Raw genomic sequence first — 25,468 nt, forward strand, 5'->3', positions numbered from 1 at the left:
CGGGCGCCGTCCCCCGGGTCCCGACTCAGGGCTCCTCGGCCTCGAATGTGGGGGGAGGATTGACGTCCAGGAGTGGCTCCTCGGCCGAGTCCAGGGTCCACGGGTAGCGGTCCGTGCTCACCGGACCGCATGCGGTGATCCGGTAGATGGTCGCCCCGCCGCCGCTGGCGACCTCCTCGAAGCCCTGGGAAACATCGACGCCGTAGAGGCCGGGGGCCCGCTCGACCGGGTCGATGCCGAGGACACGGCCGGGGGCGTCGGCGTAGTAGTAGCCGATCCCATAGTGGCGCACGATCTCGCAGACGCGGGGGTCCGTGCGGATCCGCGCGAAGTGCTTCGCGAGGTAGAGCGCATCGGTGTCCAGGCCCCGGAAGGTCATATGGGGGAATACGGAGCGCTGCCCGCCCAGGGCCTGGACATACGCGGCGCCCGCCGCCGGATCGCCGAGCACCATGAGATCAGGATCGAGGCTCCCGGGCAGGGAGCGGATCATCTCCGCCTCGTCGGCGCTCAGGACCTCGACGAGGGTCGGCGCGGCGGCGCTGTACGCCGAGCGGCTGGCGAGCAGGCGCGCGGGCATGGCGCCGAGTCCACCGATGACGAGCGCGCAGATGACAGCACTCGCCATCCGCCTTCCGCTGACGCGATGGCGAGCGGCGGCGAGCCTGTCCATCAGCGCGTCGAGGGCCGCCGCGCCGAGCAGCGCGATCGCGGGGATCACGAGGGGGATGATCCTGTACGGGTCGTTGTACCACAGACCGGTGAGGGCGGTGAGGGGCCGCAGGGGGAAGTAGGCGGCCGCCAGGACGAGCATCGGGGCCGCCCAGGCCAGGACGATCCATCGCCAGTCCCGTCGGCGCGCTGTCACGACGAGCCCGAGGAGGATGAGGAGCGACTGGATGGCGAGGGTGAGGAGGAAGGGGGTCCTCCCACCACCCATGGGCCACAGGGTGATCATCGCGGCGATCCTGAGCAGGAGCCCGGAGAAGCCCGCGTAGGAGGAGCGGCCCAGGCGCCCAAGCACCGCCGGATCGAGGACGAGCGCCGCCGCCGCGGCCAGGGCCCCGATGATGGCGCCTCCCACCAGGTACCTCATCGCGCGCGGGCCGATCCGGCGTCGGATCCCCCGGCCGAGAGCGATGAGGACGCGGCCCAGCAGGGGCAGGCCGGTCAGGCAGAAGGCGAACAGCGTCGAGGGGTAGGCGGCGATGGCGCCCAGGAGCGCGACGGCGAAGATCGCCAGAGTGATGACCACGCGGCGCCGTCCCACCTCCTCCTGGTGCTCGAGGAGCCGGACCACCCGGAGCAGCATCGCGAGGATCGCCGGGAGCACGGCGTAGCCCAGGGCGTTGGGCCACAGCTGCCGGAACGCGATCATGTAGACGGGGTAAGCGGGAAGAAGGGTCGCCACCAGCGGCGCCATCACCGGTGCCCACCGCGAGGCGGGGAAGGCCTCGCGGGCCAGGACGGCGATGCCCAGCGTCCAGACGAGGGGCACGAGGACGACGAGCGTGTTGGTGGTGCCCACGATGTCCCCGCGCCCGACCCCGGCGACGACGGCGTGCCAGACGAGCGGGTAGTAGGCGGGGATCGCCCGCAGGCTGAAGGACCAGGAGGCGCCGGCCAGGAGCGAGGCGTTGCCCGTCTGCTCGATGGTCCAGGCCAGGTTGTAGTGGAAGACGGAGTCGATCTGCTGAACGGGCAGGGCGGGGTCCCACTGCAGGGCGATGGGCGCGGCGATGATGAGGGCCGCGCCCAGGGCGGCCGCCAGGACCGCGCGGCCGGACGACAGGCGGGGCGGGGCCAGCCCATAGGGCGATCGGGAGGGCAGCGGGCCCAGGGCCTTGCGGGTCAGCAGCACGACCAGGCCCACGATGGCGAGCGCGCCGATCCCCAGGGCCCAGCCGTGGTAGCGGATGGAGAAGTGCCTGCAGACGATGCCGGTGAGCGTCACGACGCTGAGGCTGAGCGGCGGCGCGGCGCCCAGAGCGAACAGGCGCCGGTAGCCGGCGCCGCGCAGGATCGCCATGCCCGGGGCGAAGAGGATGAGGAGCAGCAGCGCCGCCCTCCCGGTGTACGGCAGCCATGCGAGGATCGCGCTCATCGGCTCTCCCCGGTGAGGGCCTCGGCGACGGCGCGGGCGCGCTCGGCCCAGGTGTTCTGGGAGGCCGCGCGCCTGGCGGCCTCGGCCCGCTCGGCGATCTCCTCGGGATGGTCGCGCAGGCGGGCGAGGAGGTCCCCGATGGCGCGCGGGTCGTCGTCGACCACCCATCCGGCGCCGTTGGCCCCGATGATGCGCCCGGCCTCGGTGCCCCGGGTGACCATGACCGGGCGCCCGTAGGAGAGGTACTCGAAGAGCTTGACCGGCACCGCGATATCCCAGTACTCGGCGGGGGTGACGAGCAGGACGGCGGCGCGGGCGGAGGCGTAGAGCGGCGCGAGCTCACCCGCCGAGAGGTGATGGGCGGTGATGGCCGGGGAGCGCAGGCGCGCGTCGCCCGCCAGGGCCCGCTCCCACTGCTGGGGCCGGGTGACGAGGTCGAGTCGGACCGACGGCGTCGCGCTCAGGGCGGTGAGGAAGGAGTCGAGGTCGTAGTGCCCCCCGAGCCCGCCGACGTAGATGAGCCGCAGCTCCTCACCGACCGGCGGCAGGGGTAGGAGGCGTCCGGGGTCCCCGGCCGGGGGCAGGGCGGAGAAGGAGTCGTTGGCGCCGAGGCCCACCAGGGCGGACATGGGCTCGGAGGGGAGGAAGAAGTGGACCCCGTTGCGCCTGTAGCCGGCCAGGTCGACGCGCTGGAGGGCGTCGGAGCAGCGCCGGTAGGCCCCGCGCCCCCTCAGGGCCGGCACTCGCCAGTAGGCGTCCCTGTAGAAGACGCCCACGGGGATGCGGTGCCGACGGGCGAGCCGCATGATCGAGTAGTCGAGCAGGGGCGCCACACCCGTGCGGATGCTCGTGGCCAGCAGATTCGGCTGAGTGGAGTTCTCGCTGTAGAGGAAGTCGGGGCGCTCACCCCCGGCCAGGGAGCGCCGCAGGGAGCGCAGCGCGGCACGGCGCTGGGTCACCGTCCCGGAGACGTCGATGACCTCGTAGCCGATCTCCTCGAAGGCCCGGCGCATCCGCAGCGGGCGCAGCCGGGAGGCGGCGATCGGGTTGGGCTCCATCGGGTAGGGGGCGTGGAAGATCATCCGCGGGCGCTCGCTCATGCCCCGCCTCCCTGGAGCCCGTCCGCCAGGGAGCGCAGGCGCTCAGCCATGCTGGCGTACTGGACGGGCGCGTTGAAGCCCTCCTGCCACGTCCGCCGGGCACCGGCGACCAGAGCGGTGTACTCAGCGGCGTCGGCATCGGCGACGCCGAGGATCGCCGAGGCGATCTCCTCCCCCGTGGCGCCGGCGCTCACGAGGCGCCCATTGACGCCGTCGCGCACGATCTCCGCCGTGCCGCCCACATCCGTGGCCACGACGGGCAGCCCGGCGGCCATCGCCTCCATGATCGAGACCGGCACCCCCTCCCCGCTGGATGTGTTGACGAGAACCGTGTAGCCCTCACCGGCGAGCATCTCGCGGGCCCGTTCGTTGGGGACGTAGCCGGGCAGGTCGATGCGGGCCCCGGGGGCGCGCTCGGCGGCGTATGCCCGCAGGGCGTCGCGGCGGGCAGCATCGCTCTCCCCCAGGTGCGTCCAGCGCACGGGGCGACCGGAGCGGGCGATGGCGCCGACGGCGTCGGCGAGGCGGTCGACGCGCTTGTAGGGGGCCAGATGGGACAGGCTGACGATGTGGAGCGGGTCCTGCCGCCCGCCATTGCCCTCGATGGGCGGCACCCCGAGGTGGTGGATCTCGATGCGGGCGGCGTCCCCTCGCGCGTAGGGCGCGAGGAAGGACTCGGCGTAGCGCGAGATCGGGTAGATCTCATCGAGCCCGCCCACGAGCCGACGTCGCCCGGGCACGTGCCGCTGGGGGGCGTCGGCCTCGTCGACGTCGTAGGCGTGGGCGCGGCTGACCGCTGCGACCGGGGCGTCGTGGCGGGCCCGCAGCATCTGCGCGACGCCTCCGGCGTGGTGGAGCCAGTAGCCGTAGGCGATGAATGGGCGGCCGGCCAGCTCCTCGCGGTAGGCGCGCGTGCGCACCAGGGCGTCGAAGCGGTCCAGGACGTCGACGGCGAAGTGGAGCTCGCGGATGGCGCGGGTGGCGCTGCGCCGGGAGCCGCCCCATTCCACCCTGCCCGGGCCGAGGGCCAGGCGGGCGGCGTGGCGGGGGGCGCGGCGCTTCCAGGCGCCCGAGGATGGCAGGGGAAGGAGGATGGCGGTCGCGCCCGGGGGCAGGCGGCGGGTTTTGACCGCGCCGATCGTGGCGCGCATGGGGACGATCCATATCCGCTCGAATTGCCCGGCGAGATAGCGGATCTCCTGCTCGAAGAATTCCTCACCGGTATCGAATGGGTACTGATCGGTGAGGACGACGAGAGGAACCTGGGATTGGCTCACAACGCGACTCCTTGGGAGGGAACAGGACGGCAGGGCCGTCGGTGCATTCTCGCATGCGACGGCTCTCAATGTTCGCCGATACCGGCGGGACCGCTATTCGGGGGTGGATCCTCGCTCGATGGCCACGGGAGTCAGGCCGCGGTCGAAGCGGCGCGCGACGGCCAGCGCCATGGTGATCATGCCCACCAGGAGGAGGGCCATGAGCGCCCCGAGGATGGTCAATGTCGTCATGAACGGCCACGGGCTCAGCCATAGCCAGGCCAGGGGCGCAACGCAGTAGACGATGGCGAAGGCGAGCAGCCGGGACTGGGTCTGCGTGACGACGAAGATGTTGGAGACCGGCGAGGTCAGAACGGTCATGAGGAGCCACGGCGTCAGCGCCCGCGCGCAATGGCCTGCGTCCACCCAGGTGGGGCCGAAGACCAGCGGGAAGAGCCAGGGCGCGAGGATGTACAGGAAGGCGAAGGGGACGGCCGCCGCCAGCAGCGCTCTTAACAGCACGTAGCGGATGAGCGGAGACATCTCGCCGGGCTCGACATCGGAGAGCTTCTTGAGGAAAACCTGGGAAACCGAACCCGCGATCAGCGCCACGGGGACCTGGAGGATGTTCCAGGCGAGCTGGAACTGGCCCAATGCCGCCACGGAGACCGCTCCGATGAGCAGGTTGATGCCGTTGTTGCGCAGGGAGTCCACCACGGCGTTGGGACCATTGAGCAGCGGCATGCGCCGGTAGCGCGAGGCCATCTCGCCCAGGCTCGGCGCGCCCGCGCCGATGGGCTCGCGCAACTCGGGCGCGCGCCGCCGCAGGCCGACATAGGTGAGGAGTTGGCCGACGATCGTGCCCAGCAGGAGGGCGGAGATGCCTCCGTGCAGGGCGAGGCCGAACACGAGTTGCAACCCGGCCACGGCCGTGGACTGGAGCACTCGGTTGCGGGCGATGGCGCCGAACCGCCCCTGGCGGGTGAGCCAGTACTGGAGGTTGGTGACCTGGGCGACGAGGAACACGGTGACGCCCGATCCCATGAGCCACCACATGAGGGGCCCGGAGTGGTGGTAATGATCGCGCAGGACTCTCGCCAGGGCGATGCAGGTCAAGGAGGTCAGCAGGGAGGTCAGGACGATGCACCGGGTGGCGAGCCCGGTGAGGACCCGTGCGGCGCGCTCGGAGGCGGGCAGGACGATGGCGAGGTCGAATCGCAGCGCGGCGAAGGTGATGACGAAACCCGTGACCGACCCGTACATGCCCAGCAGGCCCTTGTCGACGTCGGAGTAGACGCGCGCGATGAATATCTGGAGGATGAGGGTGATGCCCTGGGCGGCGGCGGTGCCCGTCATGAGGGTGAGGATCGCGCCGAGGACCGGGCTGCGCGCGACCAGGGCCTCCCATCGCCTCGCCACCGCCGCTCTCATGATGAGTATTGAATCACGGCGCGTCTTGCGATGAATCGCCGATTGGAACGGCCTGATGGCGGCCCCGCCGGGGCGCGCGGATAATGTGCGCGTGAGCGGCACTGACAGCACCGGCGCAGGCAGCACGGCGCCCGAGATCCTCCTCGCGTCCCCCGGCTGGGCATCCCAGGGCGGCACCCACCTGTGGCGCCCGCTTCGGGGGCAGGGGCCGATCCCGTCGGACCTGCCCGCCACCGCCCCGGCCTCCCGCGCCGGGCAGTGGACCCTCATCGAGCGCGACGGCGAGGACCTGCGCCTGACCACGGATCGCCCCCGTTCCCACCACCTGCTCTTCACCCGCCTGGATGGGCGCTGGATCGTCAGCGATGACCCGCGCTTCCTGCACGAGCGCCTGCCCGCGGGGACCTGGCACCGCGATCGGGGCGCCGCAGAGGCCTTCCTCCACCTGGGATTCACCCCTGGGACGAGCACCCTCATCAGCGGCGTCCATGCCACGCCGGCGGCCTCCACCACCCTCCTGCGCGCCGATGGCGCCTGGAAGTCCCGCACGTGGGAGGAGTACCGCTTCGCCCCGTCGCCGATCTCGGACGGCGAGGAGTACGCCGAGGCCTTCACCGGGGCCATGGACGCCGCCGTGTCGAGGCTCCTCGACGCCGTCGGGGAGCGCCAGCTCGTAGTGCCGCTGTCCGGGGGGCTGGACTCGCGCCTGCTGGCGGCCTGGCTCACGCGCCTGGGGGCCGGCAGGATCGCCACCTTCACCTACGGCAAGGCGGATGCCCGGGAGACGGCCATATCCCGGCAGGTCGCCGGGGCCCTGGGGCTGCCCTGGTTCAGCGTTGGGCTCGACCCCGCCGAGATCGCCGGCGCGTGGGCGGGCCGGGACGGGGCGCGGTTCCGGGCGAGCACCTGGGGGGCGACGTCCCTGCCCCATCCCCAGGACTGGTACGCGCTGGAGCGGATGCGCCGCGAGGGGCTCGTGGACGGCGACGCCGTCTTCCTCCCGGGTCACACCATCGTCGGGAACATGCATGACGAGAGCCTGCTCAGCGCCTCCCCCACGCGGGCGCGGGTGCTCTCGGTGATCGCCTCGCACCACGCCATCCTCCAGGGCCGCCCGCGCGTCCACCGCCGCCTGGAGGAATTGCGCGCCGCCGTGCTCGGCGCCGCCCGCGAGCTGGGGGTGGGCGCCGAACTCGCTCCCCGGGACGCCCAGCGGCTCATCGAGTGGTTCAACCTGCGCGAGCGGCAGGCCAAGTACATCAACAACTCGATGAAGGGCTACGAGGCATTCGGCTACGACTGGGCGCTGCCCATGCTCGACCGCGAGCTCTGGGATGTCTGGCTGCGCGGTTCGGAGGGGCTCACCGCCACCCGCCAGTGGTACGCCGGGTTCACGACGAGGGTCTACGCCGAGGCCACGGGGCGGGAGACCGCCCTCTTCGCCCCTGCGCCCGCACGACTGCCGGCGCTCCCCAAGCGCGCGATCCTGGCGGGCCTGCGGGCCACCCGGGGGGATCGGGCGCTCTCGCGCTACCGCTCGGTGCGGACCATGCTCGACCATCCCATGGCCTTCGAGGCGTTCAGCGAGCCGATCCCCCGCCTTGAGCAGGTGTCGCGCATGGTCCTGGGAGCCTCCACCCTCGGGCTGTGGACCCGCCTGTTCCTCGACGGGCGCTGGGGCCCGGGCCTCGTTCCCGCGGATTGATCCCAAGGACGCTCCCCCGGTGCCCTCCGCCGGGCTCCCGCCCGCCCGGTGGGTCCACAGGGCCCGGCCGACGCGGCGGGCTCAGGCGGAGTCGACCCCGAGGCGGCCGAGGCGCTCGGCGAGGCGGGCCACGGCGCGCCGGGGCGAGTGGTTGGCGTCGACCCAGACGCGCCCGCCGATGATCCTCTCGCCGTCCAGGGCCCGGCCGACGCCGTCGACGATCGCGTCCACGAAGTCGGCCCGCGCCACGGGGCCGCCGAGGACCGGCACGTCCCGGGTGGTCTCGTGGGAGCCGTCGTACCAACGCTCGTCGAGGGCCATGATGGTGGTGACACCGGCCCCGATGGCCTCGATCTCTGAGACACCCATGCAGCCCGTCATCTGCCCGACGGCGGCCGAGGCCCCCGCCAACCAGCGGATGTAGTCCGCATGGGGCATCGGCGGGCGCAGGGTGACGCCGTGCTCCCGGGAGATCCGGTGGGCGCTGCGCCCCCAGTCCAGGCCCTCCAGGGCTATCCGATCCCCGTAGGCCCGGCGCAGGGCGGCGACGGCTCTCTCCTGCGCTTCCCCTCCCTTGGCGGCGTCCCATCGGGAGGGGAAGACCACGGTGAAGGGACGCGATCCGTCGGGGCCGGCGTCGGAGGGGGCGCTGGGCAGCTCGGCGGGGTCGACGACAACCGGTTGGAGGGTGGCGCCGGGGCTCAGGTCGAGGGTGTGCTCGGCCAGATCAGGGGTGGTGTAGTAGACGTCGAGGGCCTCCCTCACGGAGCGCTCGACCAGTGCGGCAGAGGCCTGCTCGTAGCGCCGGACGCGGATATCCGTGCCGTGCAGGTGCAGGACGTAGGGGCGTCGGGTCCAGCGGGTGTGCGCGGGCACGGTGCCGCCATGGACGTCGAGCAGGTCGGCGCGCCGGGCCCGGCGGGCCAGGCCGGCGGCCCAGAGCCCGCCCCGCAGGGCGCGGCGGGCGGCGCGGGTGGCCGGGTGCCAGGCGGGATCCGCCCGGGCGGTGTCGTACAGTTCCCAGTCCAGGCCCTCGCTCCGGGCCTGGCGCACGAGCGCGGAGCCGATGCGGGCGACCTCGTTGACGTGGAGAACCTTCACGGTGGGAAGTATCCCATGGCGCCTGAGACTACCCGGGTGGGTGGCCGGTCACCTGGGGGTGTTCGGGGCCTGGCTTGGGTCGATGCGGCTTTGCCTCCACCGGTTGCGCAGGGCGTGAGGGGAGATCTCAAGGATCTCATCCGCGGCACGGCCCATCGCCGCGCGCATCGAGCGGTTGCCGACCACCCATGCCCGGCGCCTGGCGGCCTCGCTCTCCCGCCCGGGGGCCTCGGCATCCGCGAGGGCCCGGCGCATCGCCTCGGCGACGGCGCCGACCTCGTGGTCGCAGGCGTGGCCGAGGCCATGGGCGCCGAGGTCCTCGCGCGCCGGGCCGGGACCCGCGTAGACGACGGGGGCCCCGCAGGCCAGGGCCGCGAGGATCTTCGTGGGGTAGGCGAAGTCGTAGCCCAGGCCGGGCCGGATGGACACGACCGCCGCCGCGGCGCCCCGCAGCCAGGCAGCGGCCTGATCGGGGGGCACGAGCCCGCTGAACGCGATCCGCTCGTCGCCCTGGGCTCGGGCGATGAGACTCTCCCAGTCGCTCCCCTGGCCGAGGAAGACCAGTCGCGCCTCGGGGTGGGTGCGATGGACCAGGCGCAGGGCGTCGATGAACACTCCGGCGCCCTGCCACTCCGAGGCGGTTCCCGCGTAGACGAAGTACGGGGCCGTGGGCGCATCCGGATGACGAGGCCCCTCGGCGGTGAAGACCTCGGTGTCAATGCCATTGAGAACGAGGGCCACGCGCCGCGCCCCCAGCTCGCGCACGCGCTCCGCCACGCCGTCGCTCACCGCGATGACGCTCCGCGCGCCGGCCAGGGCGAGGCGCTCGACGAGGCGCAGGGCCTCGACCACCCAGGCGGGCGCGCCGATGGACTCCGAGGCGTCGGACCACACGTCCGCCGCGTAGTAGGCGTAGGGGACGCCGCGCAGGGCGCAGATGGCTCTGACGACCGCGCCCGTGGTCGGTGGCGGCTCCGCGATGACGACCCGGGGACGGCGCTGGGCCAGGAGCCGAGCGGCCATGGGCGCGTCCACGCTCATGTAATGGGCGTAGCCGCGCACGTATCCGGACTCGTCCCGGAGCGCGGGGACGGATCTCACCTCGATGCCGGGATCCCCCGGGGGTGTCATTCCCGGCGGGGTGGAGGTGAGCACCGTGACGCGCTCACCGCGCTCGGCCAGGGCCAGGGCCAGGCCGCGCAGGCGCTGGGCGGCGGCAGCAGCCTCGGGGGCGTACAGGCGAGTCGCGATGATAACGCCCCGGGCGGGACGGGAGCGGTCCCAGACCGCCAGGGCGAGGGCGCCGGCGAGGCCGAGCGCGAGGCCCTCGCGCAGCCGCCTCGCGGTCACAAGTCGACCGTCCGGTTCTCGGCGGCGGAGGCGAGCACGGCCTCGACGACCTCGAGGGTGGCCACTCCCTCGTCCATGGTCACGATCTCGTTACCGGGGGCGCCCGCGCCGGCCACCACGGCGTCGCGGAAGCGCTCCTGCTCCAGGGCCAGGGGCTCGCGCTTCTCGATGGCGTAGCGAACGACATCCCCCTCGCTGACCCCGCGGAAGGCGGCCACCTGGTCCCAGGCGGAGGTCACGGTGCCGTTGGCATAGAAGGTGAGATCCCCGGTGAGGGTGTCGGCCACGTAGGCGCCCTTCTCCCCGGTGACGATCGTGACCCTCTCCTTGAAGGGGGTGAGCCAGTTGACGACGTGACTGACGATGACGCCATTGGCGAGCCGCCCGACTCCCACGACCATGTCCTCGTTGTCCCGCCCGGAGCGGTGGGCCACGTGGGCGCTGATGGAGGTGTAGCGGGAGTCGGCCACCCAGGCGGTCAGGTCGATGTCGTGAGTGGCCAGGTCCTTGACGACGCCGACGTCGCTGATGCGCGCGGGGAAGGGCCCCTGGCGGCGGGTGAGGACCTGGTAGACCTCCCCCAGGTCCCCGGCATCGAGACGGGCGCGCAGTGCCCGCAGCGCCGGGTTGCAGCGCTCCACATAGCCGACGGCGCCCACGAGCCCGCGCGAGGAGAAGGCCTCGGCGACCCGGCGACCCGCCTCGACGCTATGGGCGATGGGCTTCTCCACCATCGCGGCCACGCCGGCCTCGGCCAGGGCGAGAGCCACCTCCTCGTGGTGGACGGTGGGCACGGCGACCATGGCGGCATCGAGGCCTGCGTCGATGAGGGCGCGGACATCGGGCAGGACCGGCAGGCCGTCGGCCACGCCGAAGCGGTCGCCGCCCGGGTCGGCCACGGCCACGAGCTCCATGCCGGGCGTGGCGCGGATGACGCGGGCGTGGTGGCGGCCCATGGAGCCCAGGCCGATGAGGCCGATGCGCAGCGCGCCCATCTCAGGCACCCGCCTTCGCCACGGCGCCGATGGCCTCGATGATCCGGTCGAGGTCCTCGGGGGCGAGCGATGGGTGGACGGGCAGGGAGAGGCACTCGCGGGCGGCCCTCTCCGTGCCGGGCAGCTCCAGGCCGGGGGCGAAGCGCTCCAGGGAGGGCAGTCGGTGGTTGGGGATCGGGTAGTAGACGCCGGTCCCGATCCGCCACTCCTCGCGCAGGACGCGGGCGATCTCGTCGCGCGCGGCACCCTCGATGCCCTCGAAGCGGATCGTGTACTGGTGGTAGACGTGGCGGTAGCCGTCGGGCACATGCGGGGTGACGACGCCGCTCACGCCGGCCAGCCCGGCGTCGAGCGTGGCGGCGTTGGCGCGGCGCCGCTCGGTCCAGCCGCCCACCTTGCGCAGCTGGACGCGCCCGACGGCGGCGCTGACATCGGTCATGCGGTTGTTGAGGCCGATGACCTCGTTGGCGTACTGCTTCTCCATGCCCTGGTTGCGGATGAGGCGGCAGGCGCGCGCCAGGTCGGCGTCGCGGGTGGAGATGAGGCCCCCCTCCAGTGTGGTCATGTTCTTCGTGGGGTAGAAGGAGAAGGAGCCCCAGGCGCCGAAGGCGCCCACGGGCGCGCCGTCGATGGCGGCCCCGTGCGCCTGGGCGCAGTCCTCGTAGACGGCCAGGCCGTGTCGCTCGGCGATTCCCAGGATGGCGGGCATGTCGGCGGGCAGGCCGTAGAGGTGGACGACCTCGATGGCCGCGGTGCGCTCGGTGATGGCGGCCTCGACGCCGGCGGGGTCCAGGGTGAAGGTGACCGGGTCGATGTCCGCGAACACGGGGGTGGCACCGGCAGCGGCCACGGAGTTCGCGGTGGCGGCGAAGGTGAAGGAGGGGACGATGACCTCGGCGCCCTCGGGCAGGCCGGCCGCGAGCGTGGCCACGTGCTGGGCGGAGGTGCCGGAGTTGACGGCCACGCAGTGGGCTCCGGCGACCATCGTGGAGGAGAACTCCTCCTCGAAGGCGGCCACCTGCGGGCCCTGGACGACCATCCCGGAGTCGATGACAGCGCCGGCCGCCTCCCGCTCCTCGGGCCCGATGATCGGCTTGGCGGCGGGGATGAAGCTGCGTTCCATCAGTGGCAGACCTCTCGGATCGTGGTGTCGGACTCTTCGTAGACGGTGCCGGTGGCGGGGCAGCGCCACCGTGGCGCGCCGGGCCCGGTCGGCGCGATGGGCTCAAGGGGCTCACCGGCGCGCCCGACCCAGCCGATGCGGCGCGCGGGCACCCCCGCGACGAGCGCGTGCGGGGAGACGTCCTTGGTGACGACGGCGCCCGCCGCGACCGTGGCCCACGCGCCGATCGTCACCGGCGCCACGCAGACGGCGCGCGCGCCGATGGAGGCGCCCTCCTCGATGGTCACCCCGACGGGATCCCAGTCGGAGGCGGACTTGAGACTGCCATCGGGATTGACGGCGCGGGGGAAGTGGTCATTGGTCAGGGTGACGGCGGGTCCGATGAAGACGCCGTCGGCGAGGCTGGCGGGCTCATAGACGAGCGCGTAGTTCTGGACCTTGCAATTGGCCCCCATGCGCACGCCCTCGCCGATGTAGGCGCCGCGCCCGATGACGCAGCCGGCGCCGAGGACGGCGCGCTCCCGGATCTGGGCGAGGTGCCAGACACTGCTCCCCTCGCCGATCACGGCCTCGTCCGAGACGTCGGCTGACTCGGCGATCCGGACTGCCATTGCGGCTCCTTGCTGCCCGGCGGGGATCCCGGCCAGGCTCCGTCGTTCGTGCGGGGGATCAGGGGCCACGGGGGATCGCGGCGCCGGACCAGGTCGCGCCGCGACCATTGAGCCATACTACCGCCCCCGACCCCGCATCCTGCGATGATCCGCGCGCAGGAGGCCCGCCCCGGGGCCGATCGGCCCGCACGTGCGACAATGCCGTGGTGAGCACCCCCGCATCCTCCAGGCAGGACTCCTCCCCGGTGACCGATGCCTGGCTCGTCATCCCGCTGTACAATGAGGCCCAGGTCATTGGCAGCGTCATCGAGGCGGCTCGCGCCGTCTTCCCGCACGTCGTCGCCGTCGACGACGGATCGGGGGACGACTCCGCGCGGCGGGCCGAGCGCGCCGGGGCGATCGTCGTGCGCCACCCGATCAACCGCGGCCAGGGCGCCGCGCTCCAGACCGGCATCGAGTACGTCCTGGAGAGGACGAACGCGGACTACGTCGTCACCTTCGACGCCGACGGCCAGCACTCCCCCGATGACGCGAGGGCCATGGTGTCCGCCGCGCGCGAGGAGGGGCTCGGCTTCGTCCTCGGCTCCCGCTTCCTCGAGGGCCCCTCCCCCGTGGGACCGGCCAAGCGCCTCATCCTCGGGCTGGCGGCGAAGGCCTCCTCCCGGTCCTCGGGGATGCGGATGACGGACGCGCACAACGGGCTGCGGGTGCTGCGGCGCGACGCCGCCGAGAAGATCAACCTGCAGCAGGACCGCATGGCCCACGCCTCGGAGATCATCCGCCAACTCGCCGGCACCGGCCTGCCCTGGCGCGAGCACCCGGTGACGATCACCTACACCGACTACTCCAAGGCCAAGGGCCAGTCCCTGTGGAACTCCATCAACATCCTCGTCGACCTGCTCTTCAGCTGAGCGAGCATCGGCGCACCGCACCCGCCGCCAGTCCATAGGAGCAGTCAGTTGAGTCACCAGATCATCATCCAGGCCATCCTCGTCATCGCCGTCGTCGCGATCGGCTGGACCATGCTGCGCAGCCCGACCGGCGCGCGGCACGAGGCCAGTCGGCGCCTCCTGACACTGACCTTCGTGCTCTTCGCGGTGATCGCGATCAGCCTGCCCCGACTGACCACCCAGGCGGCCAACGCCGTCGGGGTGGGCCGCGGCGCCGACCTCCTCCTCTACGCCCTCGTCGTCGCCTTCCTCCTCAACGTCCACTCCTCCTTCCGCCGCAAGGCCTCCCTGGAGCGGCAGATCACCCGGCTGGCGCGCCGGGTCGCGATCGACGCCGCGCCGGAACCCCCTGCCGAGGCCCGCCGGGAGCGCCCCTGAGGGCGGGCGCCGACCGTCCACGGACGGTCGGGCGCGGGCCCGGGCGAGGCGCCCGGGAGACCCGGGAGCAGTCCCGGGCTCAGCCGCGCCGGGCGGCGCGCACGGCGATCTCCTCTCGCGCGCGCAGGCCGGCGGACAGCGCCCAGCGCAGCGGCGCCCGCCAGGGCGCGGGGTGGGAGGCCCGCATGTAGCGGCGCGCCGAGGCGTGGTGGGCGCGGATCATCCGCTCGGGGCGCGCCTTCCAGCTCACACCCTGCTCGTGGATGACAACCGCCTCGGGCACCTGGAGGTTGACGCGCCCGGAGGCCCCGATCCTCGCCCCGAGATCGACGTCCTCGAAGAACATGAAGTAGCCGTCGTCGAAGCCCCCGAGCTCGCGCCACACGTCGGCGGGCAGCAGGAGGCAGGCGCCCGAGAGCCAGCCCACGGCGTGGGTGACATCCTCATTGCCGCCGTGGTAGCGGGCGGAGAAGGGGTTGGAGGGCCAGACCCTCCCCAGCAGGGCGTGCCCGGTGCCCGCCGCCAGCGAGGGCAGGGCGCGCCCGGAGGGGTAGACGGTCCCGTCGGCATTGAGGAGCCTGGGGCCGAGCGCGCCCGCCTCGGGGTGGGCGATCGCGGCGTCGATGAGGACATCGAGGCTGCCGGGGCGCCACACGAGGTCGGGGTTGGCCACAACGATCCAGTCCTCATCCAGCCCCTGGGCGGCGAGGTTCGCGCCCCCGCCGTAGCCGCGGTTGACGCCGTCGCCGACGACGCGGGCGCCGTGCGCGGCGGCGAGGGCCTCGACGACGCCGTGCTCCTCGCCGTTGTCGGCGATGACGACGGTGACCTCGCGGGAGGTGGCGGCCTTGAGGGAGGAGAGGAAGCGCTCGAGCTCGTCCCCGGGGTTGTAGGCGACGGTCACCACGCGCACGCGCCCGCCGCGGGCACCCCGCCGGTCGGCCCCCGGATCGGGCGCGGCACCGGGCGACACACCGGACCGGCGGTGCTGATCGGCCGGATCCGGCCGATCGGAGGGCGTGGGGACGAGATCGGTCACGGGAAGAGCCTAGACGAGACGGGGTCTTGCCGAGGCGCTGTGACGCCAGTCATCCAGATCTGAGGAAGATCATGTATCGACGCCGTCACGATGCTGGGTCTCGCCTCACTGATTCTCTAGACTCGACGCGTGCCCAACACCGAGAAGCCACACGCACGGCATTCGATCAAGGACCTGGAGAGGCGAACCGCCCGCCGGGTCGGCTTGGTGTTCCTGTCACTCGTCCTGTTCGTCACCTCCGCGGCCGGATTCGTCTACACGGACCTGCAGAGCCAGGTCAAGCGCTTCGACATCTCCGACTATCTGGACGGCTCCGCCACCCGCACGGACGCCATCGGCGACTCCTACGACGGCCACGCCCTCAACATCCTCGTCCTGGGCACGGACACCCGCAGCGGGGCGAACAACGTCGACGGCTCCGACGGCAGCGAGGACACCTCCGTCGCCCGCTCGGACACGGCGATGATCATGCACGTGTCGGCAGACCGCTCCCGGGTGGAGGTAGTCTCCATCCCCCGTGACCTCCTCGTGGACATCCCCTCGTGCAAGACCTACAACGGCACCGAGTCGGCCCCCCAGCCGGAGACGATGTTCAACAGCGCCTTCGCCACCGGCGCCGGCACCGGCACCGACTCGAAGGCCCTGGGCATCGGCGCCGCCTGCGCGATCAACACCGTCGAGAAGACGACCGGCGTCAACATCGACGAGTTCATGATCGTCGACTTCCATGGCCTGAAGACGATGATCGATGCCCTGGGCGGCGTCAACCTCTACGTCTCCGAGGAGATCGACGACCCGGACTACACCCAGCTCTACCTGCCCGTGGGCTGCCAGCACCTCAACGGCACCGACGGCCTGAAGTACGCGCGCGCCCGCCACGGCTACGGCAACGGCTCGGACATCGGCCGCATCGCGCACCAGCAGAACCTCATGGCCGCCATGATCCGCACCGCCCAGAGCAAGAACATCCTCTCGGACGCCAATCAGCTCTACTCCTTCGCCCGCACGGCGCTGGGGTCGCTGACCACCTCCGAGAAGATCGGCAATCTCACCAACCTCCAGGGCCTGGCCAGCTCGATCCAGTCCATCGGCATGGACCGCATCACCTTCCTCACCGTGCCCAACGAGCCCGCCAGATGGGACGCCAACCGCGTGGTGGCCACCGATGACGCCAAGCCGATCTGGAAGGCCCTCAGGGAGGACACCCCCGTGCCCACCGGTTCGGTGAGCGGCAAGGCGGATGGCTCCACCGCGTCCCCGGCGCCCAATTCCTCCGACGCCGCTGCGGGCTCCTCCTCGACCGATGCGGCCGAGCAGACCGATGCCCCCATCGTCGCCGATAAGCCCAGTGGGGCCCCTGCCCCCCAGGCGCCGGCGCCCGCGGCTCCCTCCACCGACCCCGCCGCCCAGTGCAAGTGAGGCGCACGCCCTATGACGTCGAATGACGGTCTTCCTCCCAGCGTCGCCCCGGGCTCTGGAGGACGGGCCCCCAGGCCCCCGAGGCCGCCACGCGCGGTGAGGCAGGGCCAGCAGCCGGACCCCCGGCCCACACCGGAGGCTCCGGCGCGCCGCAGCGTGCTCGGCGGGAACCAGGCGCAGGCGGGCCCGCAGCCCCCAACGCCGACGGCGATCCCCCGCCGGCGGCCCGCGCCGTCCTCCCGCGGCGCGGGCGGCAGCCATGTCAGGCCCGGATCATCGGCTCGCGCGCTCGGGACCGCGCCGCAGCCCCCCACCCCCGACATCACGCAGACCCTCCCCTCGGGCTACCCGCCCGCCGGGCAGGACTATGAGGACCATGGCGCTGGAGCGCCCGGCTACCCGGATGCCCTCCCCGCGTCCTACGGCCCCTCCGCGGGAGGCTGGCAGGACCGGCCCGCGCCGGGCGCGGTCCCCGCGGGCCCGAGCGGCCCGATGCGGCCCGGATCCCCCTCGGGCCCCGAGCCACTCGGGCCGGGACGCCGCGCCGCCCGGCGCCGGCGCCGGGTCCTCGGCTGGGCCACTCTGGCGGTCGTCCTCGTGCTCGGGGTCATCGTAGGCCGAGTGGCCTGGCTGGCCCACGAGGTCGATGACAAGCTCGGCCGGGTGAACGCCCTGTCCGGCGCGAAAGACACCGCCGGGCAGACCTGGCTCATCGTGGGCTCGGACGCCCGCGGTGATGGCGGTATTGCGGAGGATGGCACGGAGGGTTCCCGCGCGGACTCGATCATGCTGCTGCACAAGAACAACGGCCAGTCCTCGCTGACCACCCTGCCGCGCGACACGTATGTGGAGATCCCCGGCTATGGCGGGGACAAGATCAACGCCGCCTACTCCTACGGCGGTCCCGAGCTCCTGGTCCTCACCGTGGAAAATCTCAGCGGCCTGACGATCGACCACTACATGGAGGTCGGGATGGCCGGCGTCAAGGAGACGGTCGACGCCGTCGACGGCATCGACGTCTGCCTCGACTACGACGTGGACGACCCCGACTCCGGGCTGGTGTGGGACACCTCGAAGGGCACCTGCCAGCACGTCGACGGCGAGAAGGCCCTGGCCTATTCGCGCATGCGCAAGTCGGATCCCACGGGGGACATCGGCCGGGGCCTGCGCCAGCGCGCGGTGATCAGCGCCGTCGTCGACAGGGCCGTGTCCGCCAAGACGCTCATCAGCTGGCCGCGCCAGGACAAGCTGGTCGACGCGGGCACGAAGGTGCTCACCGCCGACGACGGCACCGGCCCGACGGATATCGGGCAGATGGTGCTCGGCTTCCGCGCAGCCTCATCCGAGGGCCTCACCGGCGCCCCGCCGATCGATTCCCTCGACTACGAGCCCGGCGGGATCGGGGCGGCCGTGCTGCTCGAGGACAGGACCGCACCGGACTTCTTCTCCAAGCTGCGCGAGGGCCGGCTGACGTCCTCCGACTTCAACAAGGTCGAGATCCCCACCTCCTAACCCCCTCCCCACCGAAACCGGTCGAAAACAGCATCGAGACCGGTCGATATCACGATCGAAACCGGTTCCGAGCGCAGGGGCCGCGGGCGCTCGGGTGGGTTCACCTGAGCACCCGCGCCCCCGTCGTCGTCAACCGGCGCGCTCCGCAGCGCCCCGCGCGCGGCCGGTCAGGCGAAGTGCGGCCGGTTCGGATCTGCTTGCCAGGCGCTGAAGGCCGAGGCGACGATGTCGTCGAGGTCGTACTCGGCCCGCCAGCCCAGGACCCGGGTGATGCGCGAGGCGTCACCAATGAGCTGCGGGGGGTCGCCCGCGCGGCGGTCGAGCTCCTCGGGCACGAGGTCCAGGCCGGTGGCCGCGATGACCTTGGCGACGACGTCGCGCACGGACGCCCCCACGCCGGTGCCGACGTTGAAGATGTGCTCGGACATCTCCTTGCCGCTGGCGAGGTAGTCGAGAGCGGCGATGTGGGCGGTGGCGAGGTCGCGCACGTGGATGTAGTCGCGGATGCAGGTTCCATCCGGGGTGGGGTAGTCGGTGCCGAAGATCTTGGGGGTCTCGCCCTTGGCGAGGCGGTCCATGACCATGGGGATGAGGTTGAGGGTGGCCATGTCGCCCAGATCGTCCCAGCCGGCGCCGGCGACGTTGAAGTAGCGCAGCCCGGCCCAGCGCAGACCCCAGGCGGTCTCGGCATCGGCCATCATCCACTCGCCGATGAGCTTGGTCTCCCCGTAGGGGTTGATGGGGTGGCAGTCGATGTCCTCGGGGACCACCTCGATGGGCGGCATGCCGTAGACGGCGGCGGAGGAGGAGAAGATCATCTGGTCGACGCCCGTGGCCTCCATGGCGAGCATCATGTTGGCCAGGCCGCCGACGTTCTGCTGGTAGTACCAGGCGGGACGGGCGACGGACTCGCCGACCTGCTTGCGGGCGGCGAAGTGGATGACGGCGGTGACGCCGCGCTCCCTCATGACATCGGTGAGCCGCTCAGGAGCGTCACCAGCGGCGACGTCGAGCTCGACGAGGGCCGCGCCCTCAACCCGGCTGGGGGATCCATAGGACAGGTCATCGACGACGATCACCTCGTCCCCGCGCTCGATCAGCAGACGGACAACGTGGGCGCCGATATAGCCGGCGCCACCTGCGACAAGAATGCTCATGCGCCCAGTCTAGACGTGTCAGCAGCCGCCAGCCGCGTGTATGGTGTCCCTACACCATACCCCCCAGGCCTCTGGCGCATGCTACGCCCAAATCGGGGGTCTTCTCTTATGGTGGTGCCGTGACCGAGCGACCGTCACAGGCCTACGAGAAGCCCCCGCTCAACGAGAACCAGTTGCTCGACCGGGACCGGTCCTTGCGACTGTTCGTCATGGACGCCCTGCAACGTGTCGAGGTCGCGGTGCGAGCCTCGATCTCGAACACCATGTCCCTCAAGGCACCGGGAGGCGCCTTCTGGTACCTCGATCCGCGAAACTTCGACGGCGAGATCCGCTTCAGTGACAGCCTCTCCACCATCTCGCGGGAGACGCGCCGGCACAAGCAGCGCACCCAGAGACAGGCACCCGAGCACGCGAACACACTCGAGCGCAAACGTCTGTATCCCGTTCTCGTGTCACTCCAGACGATCCTGTACACCATCAGCCCGCACTCAACGTGGGCAAAGCGGCTGCATGCCCTGCTCCATCACTCCGCCTTCGTCCCTCTGACGGCACTGGGGATGACGGAGGGCTGGGACAAGGACCCGTTCTGGGCGGACGTCATCGTCGACGCACATTCCTGAGCGCGGCGCTCACGCAGGGCCGCGCCCTTGGCGTGGGCGACTCGGCCGAGCTCGGCCTGGAAGGCACGCATGGCGGCACGGATGCGCCCAGCCTCCTCGCCCTGCCCCGCACCGAGGATCCGCGCCGCGAGCAGCCCGGCGTTGCGAGCCCCGCCGATGGACACCGTGGCGACGGGCACGCCCGCGGGCATCTGGACGATGGACAGCAGCGAGTCCATGCCGTCGAGATGCTTGAGCGGCACCGGCACCCCGATGACGGGCAGCTCCGTGACGGCGGCGAGCATGCCGGGCAGGTGGGCGGCGCCGCCGGCACCCGCGATGATGACGCGCAGGCCCCGCGCGGCGGCGCCCTGCCCGTAATCGATCATCTCGGTGGGCATGCGGTGGGCGGAGACGACATCGGCCTCGTAGGGGATGGCGAACTCATCGAGGGCGTCGGCGGCCGCGCTCATGGTGGGCCAGTCGGAGTCGGAGCCCATGACGAGGCCGACGAGCGGCTGGGAGGTGATGTCGGGCGTGGCAACCATGGTGGGCCTTTCGCTGGGAGGAATGAGACGGACCGGATCGAGGGCAGCAGTGGAGGCGCGGTTCAGGCGTCCCCGCGCAGGATGGCGACGACGGTGCGGGCCCGCTCGCGCAGTCCCTCCACGTCATCGGCCGGCCCGGTGAGGTTGACATGCCCGAGCTTGCGACCAGTGCGCCAGGACTTGCCGTAGAGGTGGATGCGGGCCTCGGGATCGGCGGCCATCGCCCGGGCCAGCGCGTCCTCGCCCGGCTCGTGCCGCCCCCCGATGAGGTTGACCATGACGCAGGCGCCCGCGGTCGGCTCGGTCGAGCCCAGCGGCAGGTCGAGGACGGCCCGCAGGTGCTGGGCGAATTGGCTGGTCACAGCGCCTTCCTGCGTCCAGTGCCCCGAGTTGTGGGGACGCATGGCGAGTTCGTTGACAAACAGGCGGGTCGGCTCCCCGAAGGCCTCGACGGCGAAGAGCTCGACGGCGAGCACCCCGGTGACGTCGAAGCGCTCGGCGATCTCGCGCCCGATGCGCACGGCCTCGTCGGCGGCGGCCGGGTCCAGCCCGGGGGCGGGCGCCAGCGCCTCGGAGCACATGCCGTCGGCCTGGATCGTCTCCACGATGGGCCATGAGGCGACCTGCCCACTGGGAGAGCGAGCCTGGAGGGCGGCGAGCTCGCGTGTGAAGGGGATGGCCTGTTCGACGAGGAGGCTGGTCACGGCCCCGCCGCCGAGGCTGCCACCACCGCCGGTCGCGCCACCGGCGGCGACGGCGTCGATCCACTGGCCGGCGCGGCCGGCCTCGAGATCGCGCTCCTGGCGCACGAGGAGGACGCCATGCCCGTCGTAGCCGCCCCGAGGCGTCTTGAGGATGACGGGCCAGCCGTGCTCGGCGGCGAAGCCTCGGATGGTCGCGCGGATGGAGGCGGCGTTCCCACTGGCCGCGGTCCAGGCGGGCTGGGGCAGGCCGGCGGTGTCCATGGCGCGGCGCATGGCGATCTTGTCGCGGGCGAGCAGCAGGGCATCGGGCGAGGGCCGCACCCTGACGCCCTCGGCGGCCAGCGCGCGCAGGAGCGCGTCATCCTGGTGCTCGTGCTCGAAGGTAAGGGCCCCGGCGCCCGCCGCGAGCGCGGCCACGGCCCCGGCGTCGTCGGCGGCGCCAACAGGCGAATCGACAGTGACCAGCGCCGTCGATCCGTCCGGGGCCTCGACCAGGGCCCGTAGATGGATGCCGAGGGCGCTGGCCTCCTCCTGCATCATGCGGGCCAGTTGCCCGCCCCCGATGACGGCGACGGTGGGTGCGCTCACGGGCACAGGCTACGGCAGGGTGTCGAGTCCCGCTCGATCCGCCCGTACCCTGGCCCCGTGTCTGATATCCAATCGCCGGGGAGGCCGATCCCCCGGTCCGAGCAGGCCGGCTCCGACCAGGGAGGGCCCGTGCCCTTGGCTGGCCCCGCCGGCCCGCCCGCTCACGCCCCCGGCGACGCCCGGGCCCCGCGCCCGCCCCGCGCTCTTCAGGTCCTGGCGGTCTGGGGCGCGGCGAGCCTCCTCACCCTCCTCATGCTCAGGCTCGGGGCGCAGGACACGCCGGCGACGCCGTGGGCGGGGCCCGCCCCATCATGGAGCGAGCACATGTCCTTCTGGGACGCGGGCTGGTACGAGCGCATCTTCCGCGAGGGCTACCCGGCGATCCTGCCGGAGGGCGGTGGTGGCGCCGTCGCCCAGAACTCCTGGGCGTTCATGCCGCTGCTCCCCCTGCTGGCCACCCCCTTGACCTGGCTGGGCCTGCCCTTCTATCCGGCGGCGGCCCTAGTGGCGATCACCGCCTCGGGGGTGGGCGCCGTCGTCATGGACCGCTGGCTGGCGCCGCGGGTCGGCGGGGTCCCCTCGCTGTGGGGGGTGGCGCTGACGTGGACCTCCATGTGCGCCGCCGTCCTCCAGGTCCCCTACGCCGAATCCCTGGGGCTGCTGCTGGTCGCGAGCGCGCTCATGGCGGCCGAGCGCCGGCGCTTCGCCGTCTCCGCGCTGCTCATCATGGTGGGCTCCATGGCCCGGCCGATCGGCCTTCCCCTGGCGCTCGCCCTGGGCCTGTGGTGGTTGTGGGAGCTGGCGGCAGCGCGAGGGCACGAGGGGCCTGGCGATGATCACGACGGCGGCCGAGCCCGCGCCTGGGCGCGGGGCCTGGGGCCGAGCTGGGCCCAGCTGGGCGGCCGCGGACCCGCGGGGTTGGGGGCACTGGCCGCGGTGGCGCTCGTAAGCGCGCTCGCATGGCCGGTGGCGGCGTGGCTGGCGACCGGGCGCATGGACGCCTACACCGCCACGGAGACCTCATGGCGCGGGGGCGAGCTGATGCCCTTCCTGCCGTGGCTGGATCGCGGGCAGTGGTGGGTCGGGGAGCACCTGGGCTGGCTGCTGGTCGCCTGCGCCCTCGCCCTGGCGGCCCTGGGGCTGGGCTCGCGGGCGTCGCGCTCGCTCGGTCCCGCCGCCTGGTTCTGGTGCGTTGCCTACGCGCTCTACCTCCTGGCGTTCTTCGACCCGACGACGTCGCTGCTGCGCATCCTGCTCCCCCTGGCCCCGCTGGCCTGGGCAGCCGCCGCGAGCGCGGGGCGCCGGGGCCGGTGGGCGCTGGCGGTGGCGGGGGTGATGGCCCAGGCCTTCTGGATCAGCTGGGTGTGGGATCTATCATCCGCGATCACCTGGGTGCCCTGATCAGTGGCTTAGCATCTCCCCCGTGAACGACAGCGCGACCTTGACCGCCACGGCCGAGCCGATGAGCCTCTCCAGCCGGATCCGCGCCTGGGTTCATGAGTTCCTTCAGTTCGGGGTCGTCGGCGCGCTCGCCTACGTCATCGACTCCGGCCTGTTCAACCTCGTCCAGCACGGTCCCACCGGCTTCCTGTCGGGCCACCCGAACTCCGCGAACGTCTTGAGCGCAACGGTCGCCACGATCTTCTCCTGGGTGGCGAACCGCTACTGGACCTACCGGGGCCGCACGAGGGAGAACGCCTGGCACGAGGGGCTCCTCTTCGCCCTGGCGAATATCGGCGGCCTGGTCATCACCCAGTTCTGCCTGCTGTTCACTCATCATGTCCTGGGACTGACCGGGCCGCTCGCGGACAATATCGCCGCCTACGTCGTCGGATTCGGACTGGGCACCGCCTTCCGCTTCCTCTTCTACCACTACATCGTCTTCACCAACACCAGTGGAGCGCACGACGGCGCCTCCGAGCGCGCGGTCCCCTCCAACTCGGCGAAGTGACCCGAGGAGCCGTGCGGTCCACGATGCCGCAGGACGCTTCGAGCGTGATCGTGCCGGATACCACATCGGGGATGAGGGAAGGCTCACGGCCAGCACTCCGCCCCTCTCCCTAGCCTTGCCGGGTGACTGCTTCCCTCACGGCTCTCGCCGCGCTCAACGCCGTCGTCCCTGCGGCCCCGATGCCCGCCCTCGGTCCCAAATGGCTCGACGCCGGGGAGATGATCACCCAGATCGTCTCCTGGTTCGGTCCTTGGGCGATCGTCGGCGTCATGCTCGTGATCTTCGCCGAGACGGGCCTGCTCGTGGGCTTCTTCCTGCCCGGCGACTCCCTCCTGTTCACCCTCGGGCTCTTCGTGGCCACCGGCGATGTGGGCGTGCATATCTGGGTGTCCGCCCCGCTGATGTGGTTGGCGGCCATTATCGGCAATCAGACCGGTTACCTCATCGGGCGCAAGGCCGGCCCGAAGATCTTCAACCGCCCGAACTCCCGCCTCTTCAAGCAGGAGTACGTGGAGCGCACGAGCGACTTCTTCGAGCGCCATGGGGGCAAGGCCGTCACCCTGGCGCAGTTCGTGCCGATCGTGCGCACCTTCACCCCGGTGATGGCCGGTGTCGGGCGGATGCACTACCGGCACTTCGTCATCTTCAACGTCATCGGCGCCACCTTCTGGGCCTTCGGGATCACGTGGCTCGGCTACTTCCTGGGCTCCATCGAGTGGATCCAGAAGAACATCGACGTGATGATCCTCGTCATCGTCTTCGTCTCCGTGGTGCCCATGATCGTCCATGCGCTGGCCGAACGCCGCAAGAAGAGCGGGGACGGATCGGCTCGCCCCTGATCAGGCCCACTCCACCGCACAGGCCCCGCAGCGCCGCTGCCCGGTCACAACCATTCACGAGGTACTCATGAACCCGCACCGACCGATCTGCGCGCTCGGCTCCGCGACTCTTCTCGCGGGACTTGCGCTGATCGCGCCGGCGGCTCTCGCCTCGCCGCCCGACGCCGCGCTCGCCGTGGCCCCCACCGCCCATACCGCCCCCGCCGACGGGTCCGCCAATGGGGATAACGCCGCCGGGAGCATCGGCTGGGTGATGTCCCGGGCCGGGTCCTGGTCCTACATCAACCCAGCCGACGGCCGGGCCATCACTGGGTGGCTGCACACAGGAGGCTCCTGGTTCTACCTCGATGACGACGGCGCGCTCGTGACCGGATGGGCCGTCGTCGGCGGAGACTGGTACTACTTCGACGCCGAGGGCCGGATGGTCACCGACTGGAACTGGATCGACGGCGCCTGGTACTTCCTGGGCGACGAGGGAGCCATGGCGGTGGGTTGGAATCTCATCGGCGGCTCCTGGTACTACTTGGCCGGCAATGGCCAGGCCGCGATGGGGTGGCTCTTCGAGGGAGGCGCCTGGTACTTCCTGGGAAACAGTGGGCGCATGGCCGTCGGCTGGGCGAATCACCTGGGTTCCTGGTACTACTTCAATGGCTCGGGGCAGATGCTCACCGGCTGGATCGTGGACGGCTCCACCTGGTATCACCTTGACACGTCGTCGGGGCGGATGATCGCCACCGAGCCGGTGGCGGGCGCTGCCGGCTCCTCGGGCACCTCCGCCGCTGAGGCGAAGGCCTACGCGAGCGGCCAGATGAGTGCCTGGGGCTGGGATAGCAGCGAGTTCTCCTGCCTGGTGAGCCTGTGGGATCGCGAGTCCGGCTGGAACTACCGGGCCTCCCACACCTCGGGCGCCTACGGCATCCCGCAGGCCCTGCCCGGCAGCAAGATGGCCTCGGCCGGCTCGGACTGGCAGACCAACCCCGCCACCCAGATCAACTGGGGCCTGGGCTA

Annotated in this window: 23 protein-coding genes; 10 read left to right on the forward strand and 13 right to left on the reverse strand. The window is 72.0% G+C overall.

The window, feature by feature from the left end; translation table 11 throughout:
- Window positions 1–25: 25 nt before the first annotated feature.
- The 4 genes from B1H50_RS01620 to B1H50_RS01635 all read right to left on the reverse strand — a co-directional run bounded on the left by B1H50_RS01620 (window position 26) and on the right by B1H50_RS01635 (window position 5,879).
- Window positions 26–2,104 carry a DUF6541 family protein gene (locus B1H50_RS01620; RefSeq protein ID WP_080462036.1) on the reverse strand — a complete coding sequence of 693 codons (2,079 nt, stop codon included), beginning with the start codon at window positions 2,102–2,104 and terminating at the stop codon, window positions 26–28.
- The gene (locus B1H50_RS01625) at window positions 2,101–3,204 is read right to left on the reverse strand and encodes a glycosyltransferase family protein (protein WP_229657869.1); all 1,104 of its coding nucleotides are present in this window, start codon (window positions 3,202–3,204) and stop codon (window positions 2,101–2,103) included. The genes B1H50_RS01620 and B1H50_RS01625 overlap by 4 nt, the downstream gene beginning before the upstream one ends.
- Window positions 3,201–4,481: a glycosyltransferase gene (locus tag B1H50_RS01630; RefSeq protein ID WP_080462038.1), complete on the reverse strand. Its 1,281-nt coding sequence runs from the start codon at window positions 4,479–4,481 to the stop codon at window positions 3,201–3,203. Before B1H50_RS01630 ends, B1H50_RS01625 begins: the two co-directional genes overlap by 4 nt.
- A gap of 93 nt (window positions 4,482–4,574) precedes the next feature.
- Window positions 4,575–5,879, reverse strand: a complete 1,305-nt coding sequence (locus tag B1H50_RS01635; RefSeq protein WP_229657868.1) for a lipopolysaccharide biosynthesis protein — start codon at window positions 5,877–5,879, stop codon at window positions 4,575–4,577.
- 103 nt (window positions 5,880–5,982) lie between these two features.
- Between B1H50_RS01635 and B1H50_RS01640 the strand changes: the two genes are divergently transcribed.
- Entirely contained in the window at window positions 5,983–7,596 is a 1,614-nt protein-coding gene (locus B1H50_RS01640) for an asparagine synthase C-terminal domain-containing protein (RefSeq protein WP_080462082.1), read from the forward strand.
- Window positions 7,597–7,677: 81 nt separating this feature from the next.
- Here B1H50_RS01640 and B1H50_RS09490 read toward each other — a convergent pair whose 3' ends face one another.
- The 5 genes from B1H50_RS09490 to B1H50_RS01665 are packed head-to-tail and all read right to left on the reverse strand — an operon-like array spanning window position 7,678 to window position 12,776.
- Window positions 7,678–8,697 carry a glycosyltransferase family protein gene (locus B1H50_RS09490; protein WP_095532445.1) on the reverse strand — a complete coding sequence of 340 codons (1,020 nt, stop codon included), beginning with the start codon at window positions 8,695–8,697 and terminating at the stop codon, window positions 7,678–7,680.
- Window positions 8,698–8,745: 48 nt separating this feature from the next.
- Window positions 8,746–10,047, reverse strand: a complete 1,302-nt coding sequence (locus B1H50_RS01650) for a glycosyltransferase family 4 protein (protein WP_188640678.1) — start codon at window positions 10,045–10,047, stop codon at window positions 8,746–8,748.
- The gene (locus B1H50_RS01655) at window positions 10,044–11,042 is read right to left on the reverse strand and encodes a Gfo/Idh/MocA family protein (protein ID WP_080462040.1); all 999 of its coding nucleotides are present in this window, start codon (window positions 11,040–11,042) and stop codon (window positions 10,044–10,046) included. Before B1H50_RS01655 ends, B1H50_RS01650 begins: the two co-directional genes overlap by 4 nt.
- Before the next feature lies 1 nt (window position 11,043).
- Entirely contained in the window at window positions 11,044–12,165 is a 1,122-nt protein-coding gene (locus tag B1H50_RS01660) for a DegT/DnrJ/EryC1/StrS family aminotransferase (RefSeq protein WP_080462041.1), read from the reverse strand.
- A complete protein-coding gene (locus tag B1H50_RS01665) occupies window positions 12,165–12,776 on the reverse strand; it encodes an acyltransferase (RefSeq protein ID WP_080462042.1) in 612 nt (203 codons plus the stop codon). Before B1H50_RS01665 ends, B1H50_RS01660 begins: the two co-directional genes overlap by 1 nt.
- Window positions 12,777–12,979: 203 nt before the next feature.
- Here B1H50_RS01665 and B1H50_RS01670 point away from each other — a divergent pair, with 203 nt between their 5' ends.
- Window positions 12,980–13,687, forward strand: coding sequence for a glycosyltransferase family 2 protein (locus B1H50_RS01670; RefSeq protein ID WP_080462043.1), 708 nt, complete (start codon window positions 12,980–12,982; stop codon window positions 13,685–13,687).
- Window positions 13,688–13,735: 48 nt separating this feature from the next.
- Entirely contained in the window at window positions 13,736–14,104 is a 369-nt protein-coding gene (locus B1H50_RS01675; RefSeq protein WP_080462044.1) for a DUF2304 domain-containing protein, read from the forward strand.
- Window positions 14,105–14,183: 79 nt separating this feature from the next.
- On the opposite strand, the gene B1H50_RS01680 is transcribed toward B1H50_RS01675, so the two are convergent.
- Entirely contained in the window at window positions 14,184–15,143 is a 960-nt protein-coding gene (locus B1H50_RS01680) for a glycosyltransferase family 2 protein (RefSeq protein ID WP_080462045.1), read from the reverse strand.
- Between the two features lie 129 nt (window positions 15,144–15,272).
- Here B1H50_RS01680 and B1H50_RS01685 point away from each other — a divergent pair, with 129 nt between their 5' ends.
- Both B1H50_RS01685 and B1H50_RS01690 read left to right on the forward strand, forming a co-directional pair.
- Complete coding sequence (locus B1H50_RS01685; protein WP_229657866.1) at window positions 15,273–16,562, forward strand: LCP family protein; 1,290 nt, start codon at window positions 15,273–15,275, stop codon at window positions 16,560–16,562.
- A 96-nt stretch (window positions 16,563–16,658) separates the two neighbouring features.
- The gene (locus B1H50_RS01690) at window positions 16,659–18,074 is read left to right on the forward strand and encodes an LCP family protein (RefSeq protein WP_229657865.1); all 1,416 of its coding nucleotides are present in this window, start codon (window positions 16,659–16,661) and stop codon (window positions 18,072–18,074) included.
- A 167-nt stretch (window positions 18,075–18,241) separates the two neighbouring features.
- Here the strand turns inward: B1H50_RS01690 and galE are convergent, their stop codons facing one another.
- Entirely contained in the window at window positions 18,242–19,231 is a 990-nt protein-coding gene (gene galE / locus B1H50_RS01695; RefSeq protein ID WP_080462046.1) for a UDP-glucose 4-epimerase GalE, read from the reverse strand.
- Between the two features lie 119 nt (window positions 19,232–19,350).
- On the opposite strand from galE, the gene B1H50_RS01700 reads away from it, so the two are divergent.
- Window positions 19,351–19,851: an Abi family protein gene (locus tag B1H50_RS01700; RefSeq protein WP_229657864.1), complete on the forward strand. Its 501-nt coding sequence runs from the start codon at window positions 19,351–19,353 to the stop codon at window positions 19,849–19,851.
- On the opposite strand, the gene purE is transcribed toward B1H50_RS01700, so the two are convergent.
- Together purE and B1H50_RS01710 are read right to left on the reverse strand one after the other, a co-directional pair.
- A complete protein-coding gene (gene purE, locus B1H50_RS01705) occupies window positions 19,755–20,378 on the reverse strand; it encodes a 5-(carboxyamino)imidazole ribonucleotide mutase (RefSeq protein WP_080462047.1) in 624 nt (207 codons plus the stop codon). The genes B1H50_RS01700 and purE overlap by 97 nt on opposite strands.
- Before the next feature lie 62 nt (window positions 20,379–20,440).
- Entirely contained in the window at window positions 20,441–21,670 is a 1,230-nt protein-coding gene (locus B1H50_RS01710; RefSeq protein ID WP_080462048.1) for a 5-(carboxyamino)imidazole ribonucleotide synthase, read from the reverse strand.
- A gap of 57 nt (window positions 21,671–21,727) precedes the next feature.
- Between B1H50_RS01710 and B1H50_RS01715 the strand changes: the two genes are divergently transcribed.
- The 4 genes from B1H50_RS01715 to B1H50_RS01730 form a co-directional block, all read left to right on the forward strand.
- The gene (locus tag B1H50_RS01715; RefSeq protein ID WP_229657863.1) at window positions 21,728–23,071 is read left to right on the forward strand and encodes a hypothetical protein; all 1,344 of its coding nucleotides are present in this window, start codon (window positions 21,728–21,730) and stop codon (window positions 23,069–23,071) included.
- Between the two features lie 61 nt (window positions 23,072–23,132).
- Complete coding sequence (locus B1H50_RS01720; protein ID WP_080462087.1) at window positions 23,133–23,621, forward strand: GtrA family protein; 489 nt, start codon at window positions 23,133–23,135, stop codon at window positions 23,619–23,621.
- Window positions 23,622–23,800: 179 nt separating this feature from the next.
- Window positions 23,801–24,460, forward strand: a complete 660-nt coding sequence (locus B1H50_RS01725; RefSeq protein ID WP_188640692.1) for a VTT domain-containing protein — start codon at window positions 23,801–23,803, stop codon at window positions 24,458–24,460.
- A 67-nt stretch (window positions 24,461–24,527) separates the two neighbouring features.
- The coding region (locus B1H50_RS01730) for an N-acetylmuramoyl-L-alanine amidase family protein (protein WP_198939962.1) at window positions 24,528–25,468 on the forward strand (941 nt) is incomplete at its 3' end.

Origin of the sequence: Actinomyces gaoshouyii, from assembly GCF_002072175.1 — a bacterium.
GTDB classification, from domain to species: domain Bacteria; phylum Actinomycetota; class Actinomycetes; order Actinomycetales; family Actinomycetaceae; genus Actinomyces; species Actinomyces gaoshouyii.

Coding starts and splice junctions, on each gene's coding strand:
- B1H50_RS01620 (WP_080462036.1), bottom strand. CDS start 2,104: ATGAGCGCGATCCTCGCATGGCTGCCGTACACCGGGAGGGCGGCGCTG.
- B1H50_RS01625 (WP_229657869.1), bottom strand. CDS start 3,204: ATGAGCGAGCGCCCGCGGATGATCTTCCACGCCCCCTACCCGATGGAG.
- B1H50_RS01655 (WP_080462040.1), bottom strand. CDS start 11,042: ATGGGCGCGCTGCGCATCGGCCTCATCGGCCTGGGCTCCATGGGCCGC.
- B1H50_RS01660 (WP_080462041.1), bottom strand. CDS start 12,165: ATGGAACGCAGCTTCATCCCCGCCGCCAAGCCGATCATCGGGCCCGAG.
- B1H50_RS01665 (WP_080462042.1), bottom strand. CDS start 12,776: ATGGCAGTCCGGATCGCCGAGTCAGCCGACGTCTCGGACGAGGCCGTG.
- galE (WP_080462046.1), bottom strand. CDS start 19,231: ATGAGCATTCTTGTCGCAGGTGGCGCCGGCTATATCGGCGCCCACGTT.
- purE (WP_080462047.1), bottom strand. CDS start 20,378: ATGGTTGCCACGCCCGACATCACCTCCCAGCCGCTCGTCGGCCTCGTC.
- B1H50_RS01720 (WP_080462087.1), top strand. CDS start 23,133: ATGAGCCTCTCCAGCCGGATCCGCGCCTGGGTTCATGAGTTCCTTCAG.
- B1H50_RS01725 (WP_188640692.1), top strand. CDS start 23,801: ATGCCCGCCCTCGGTCCCAAATGGCTCGACGCCGGGGAGATGATCACC.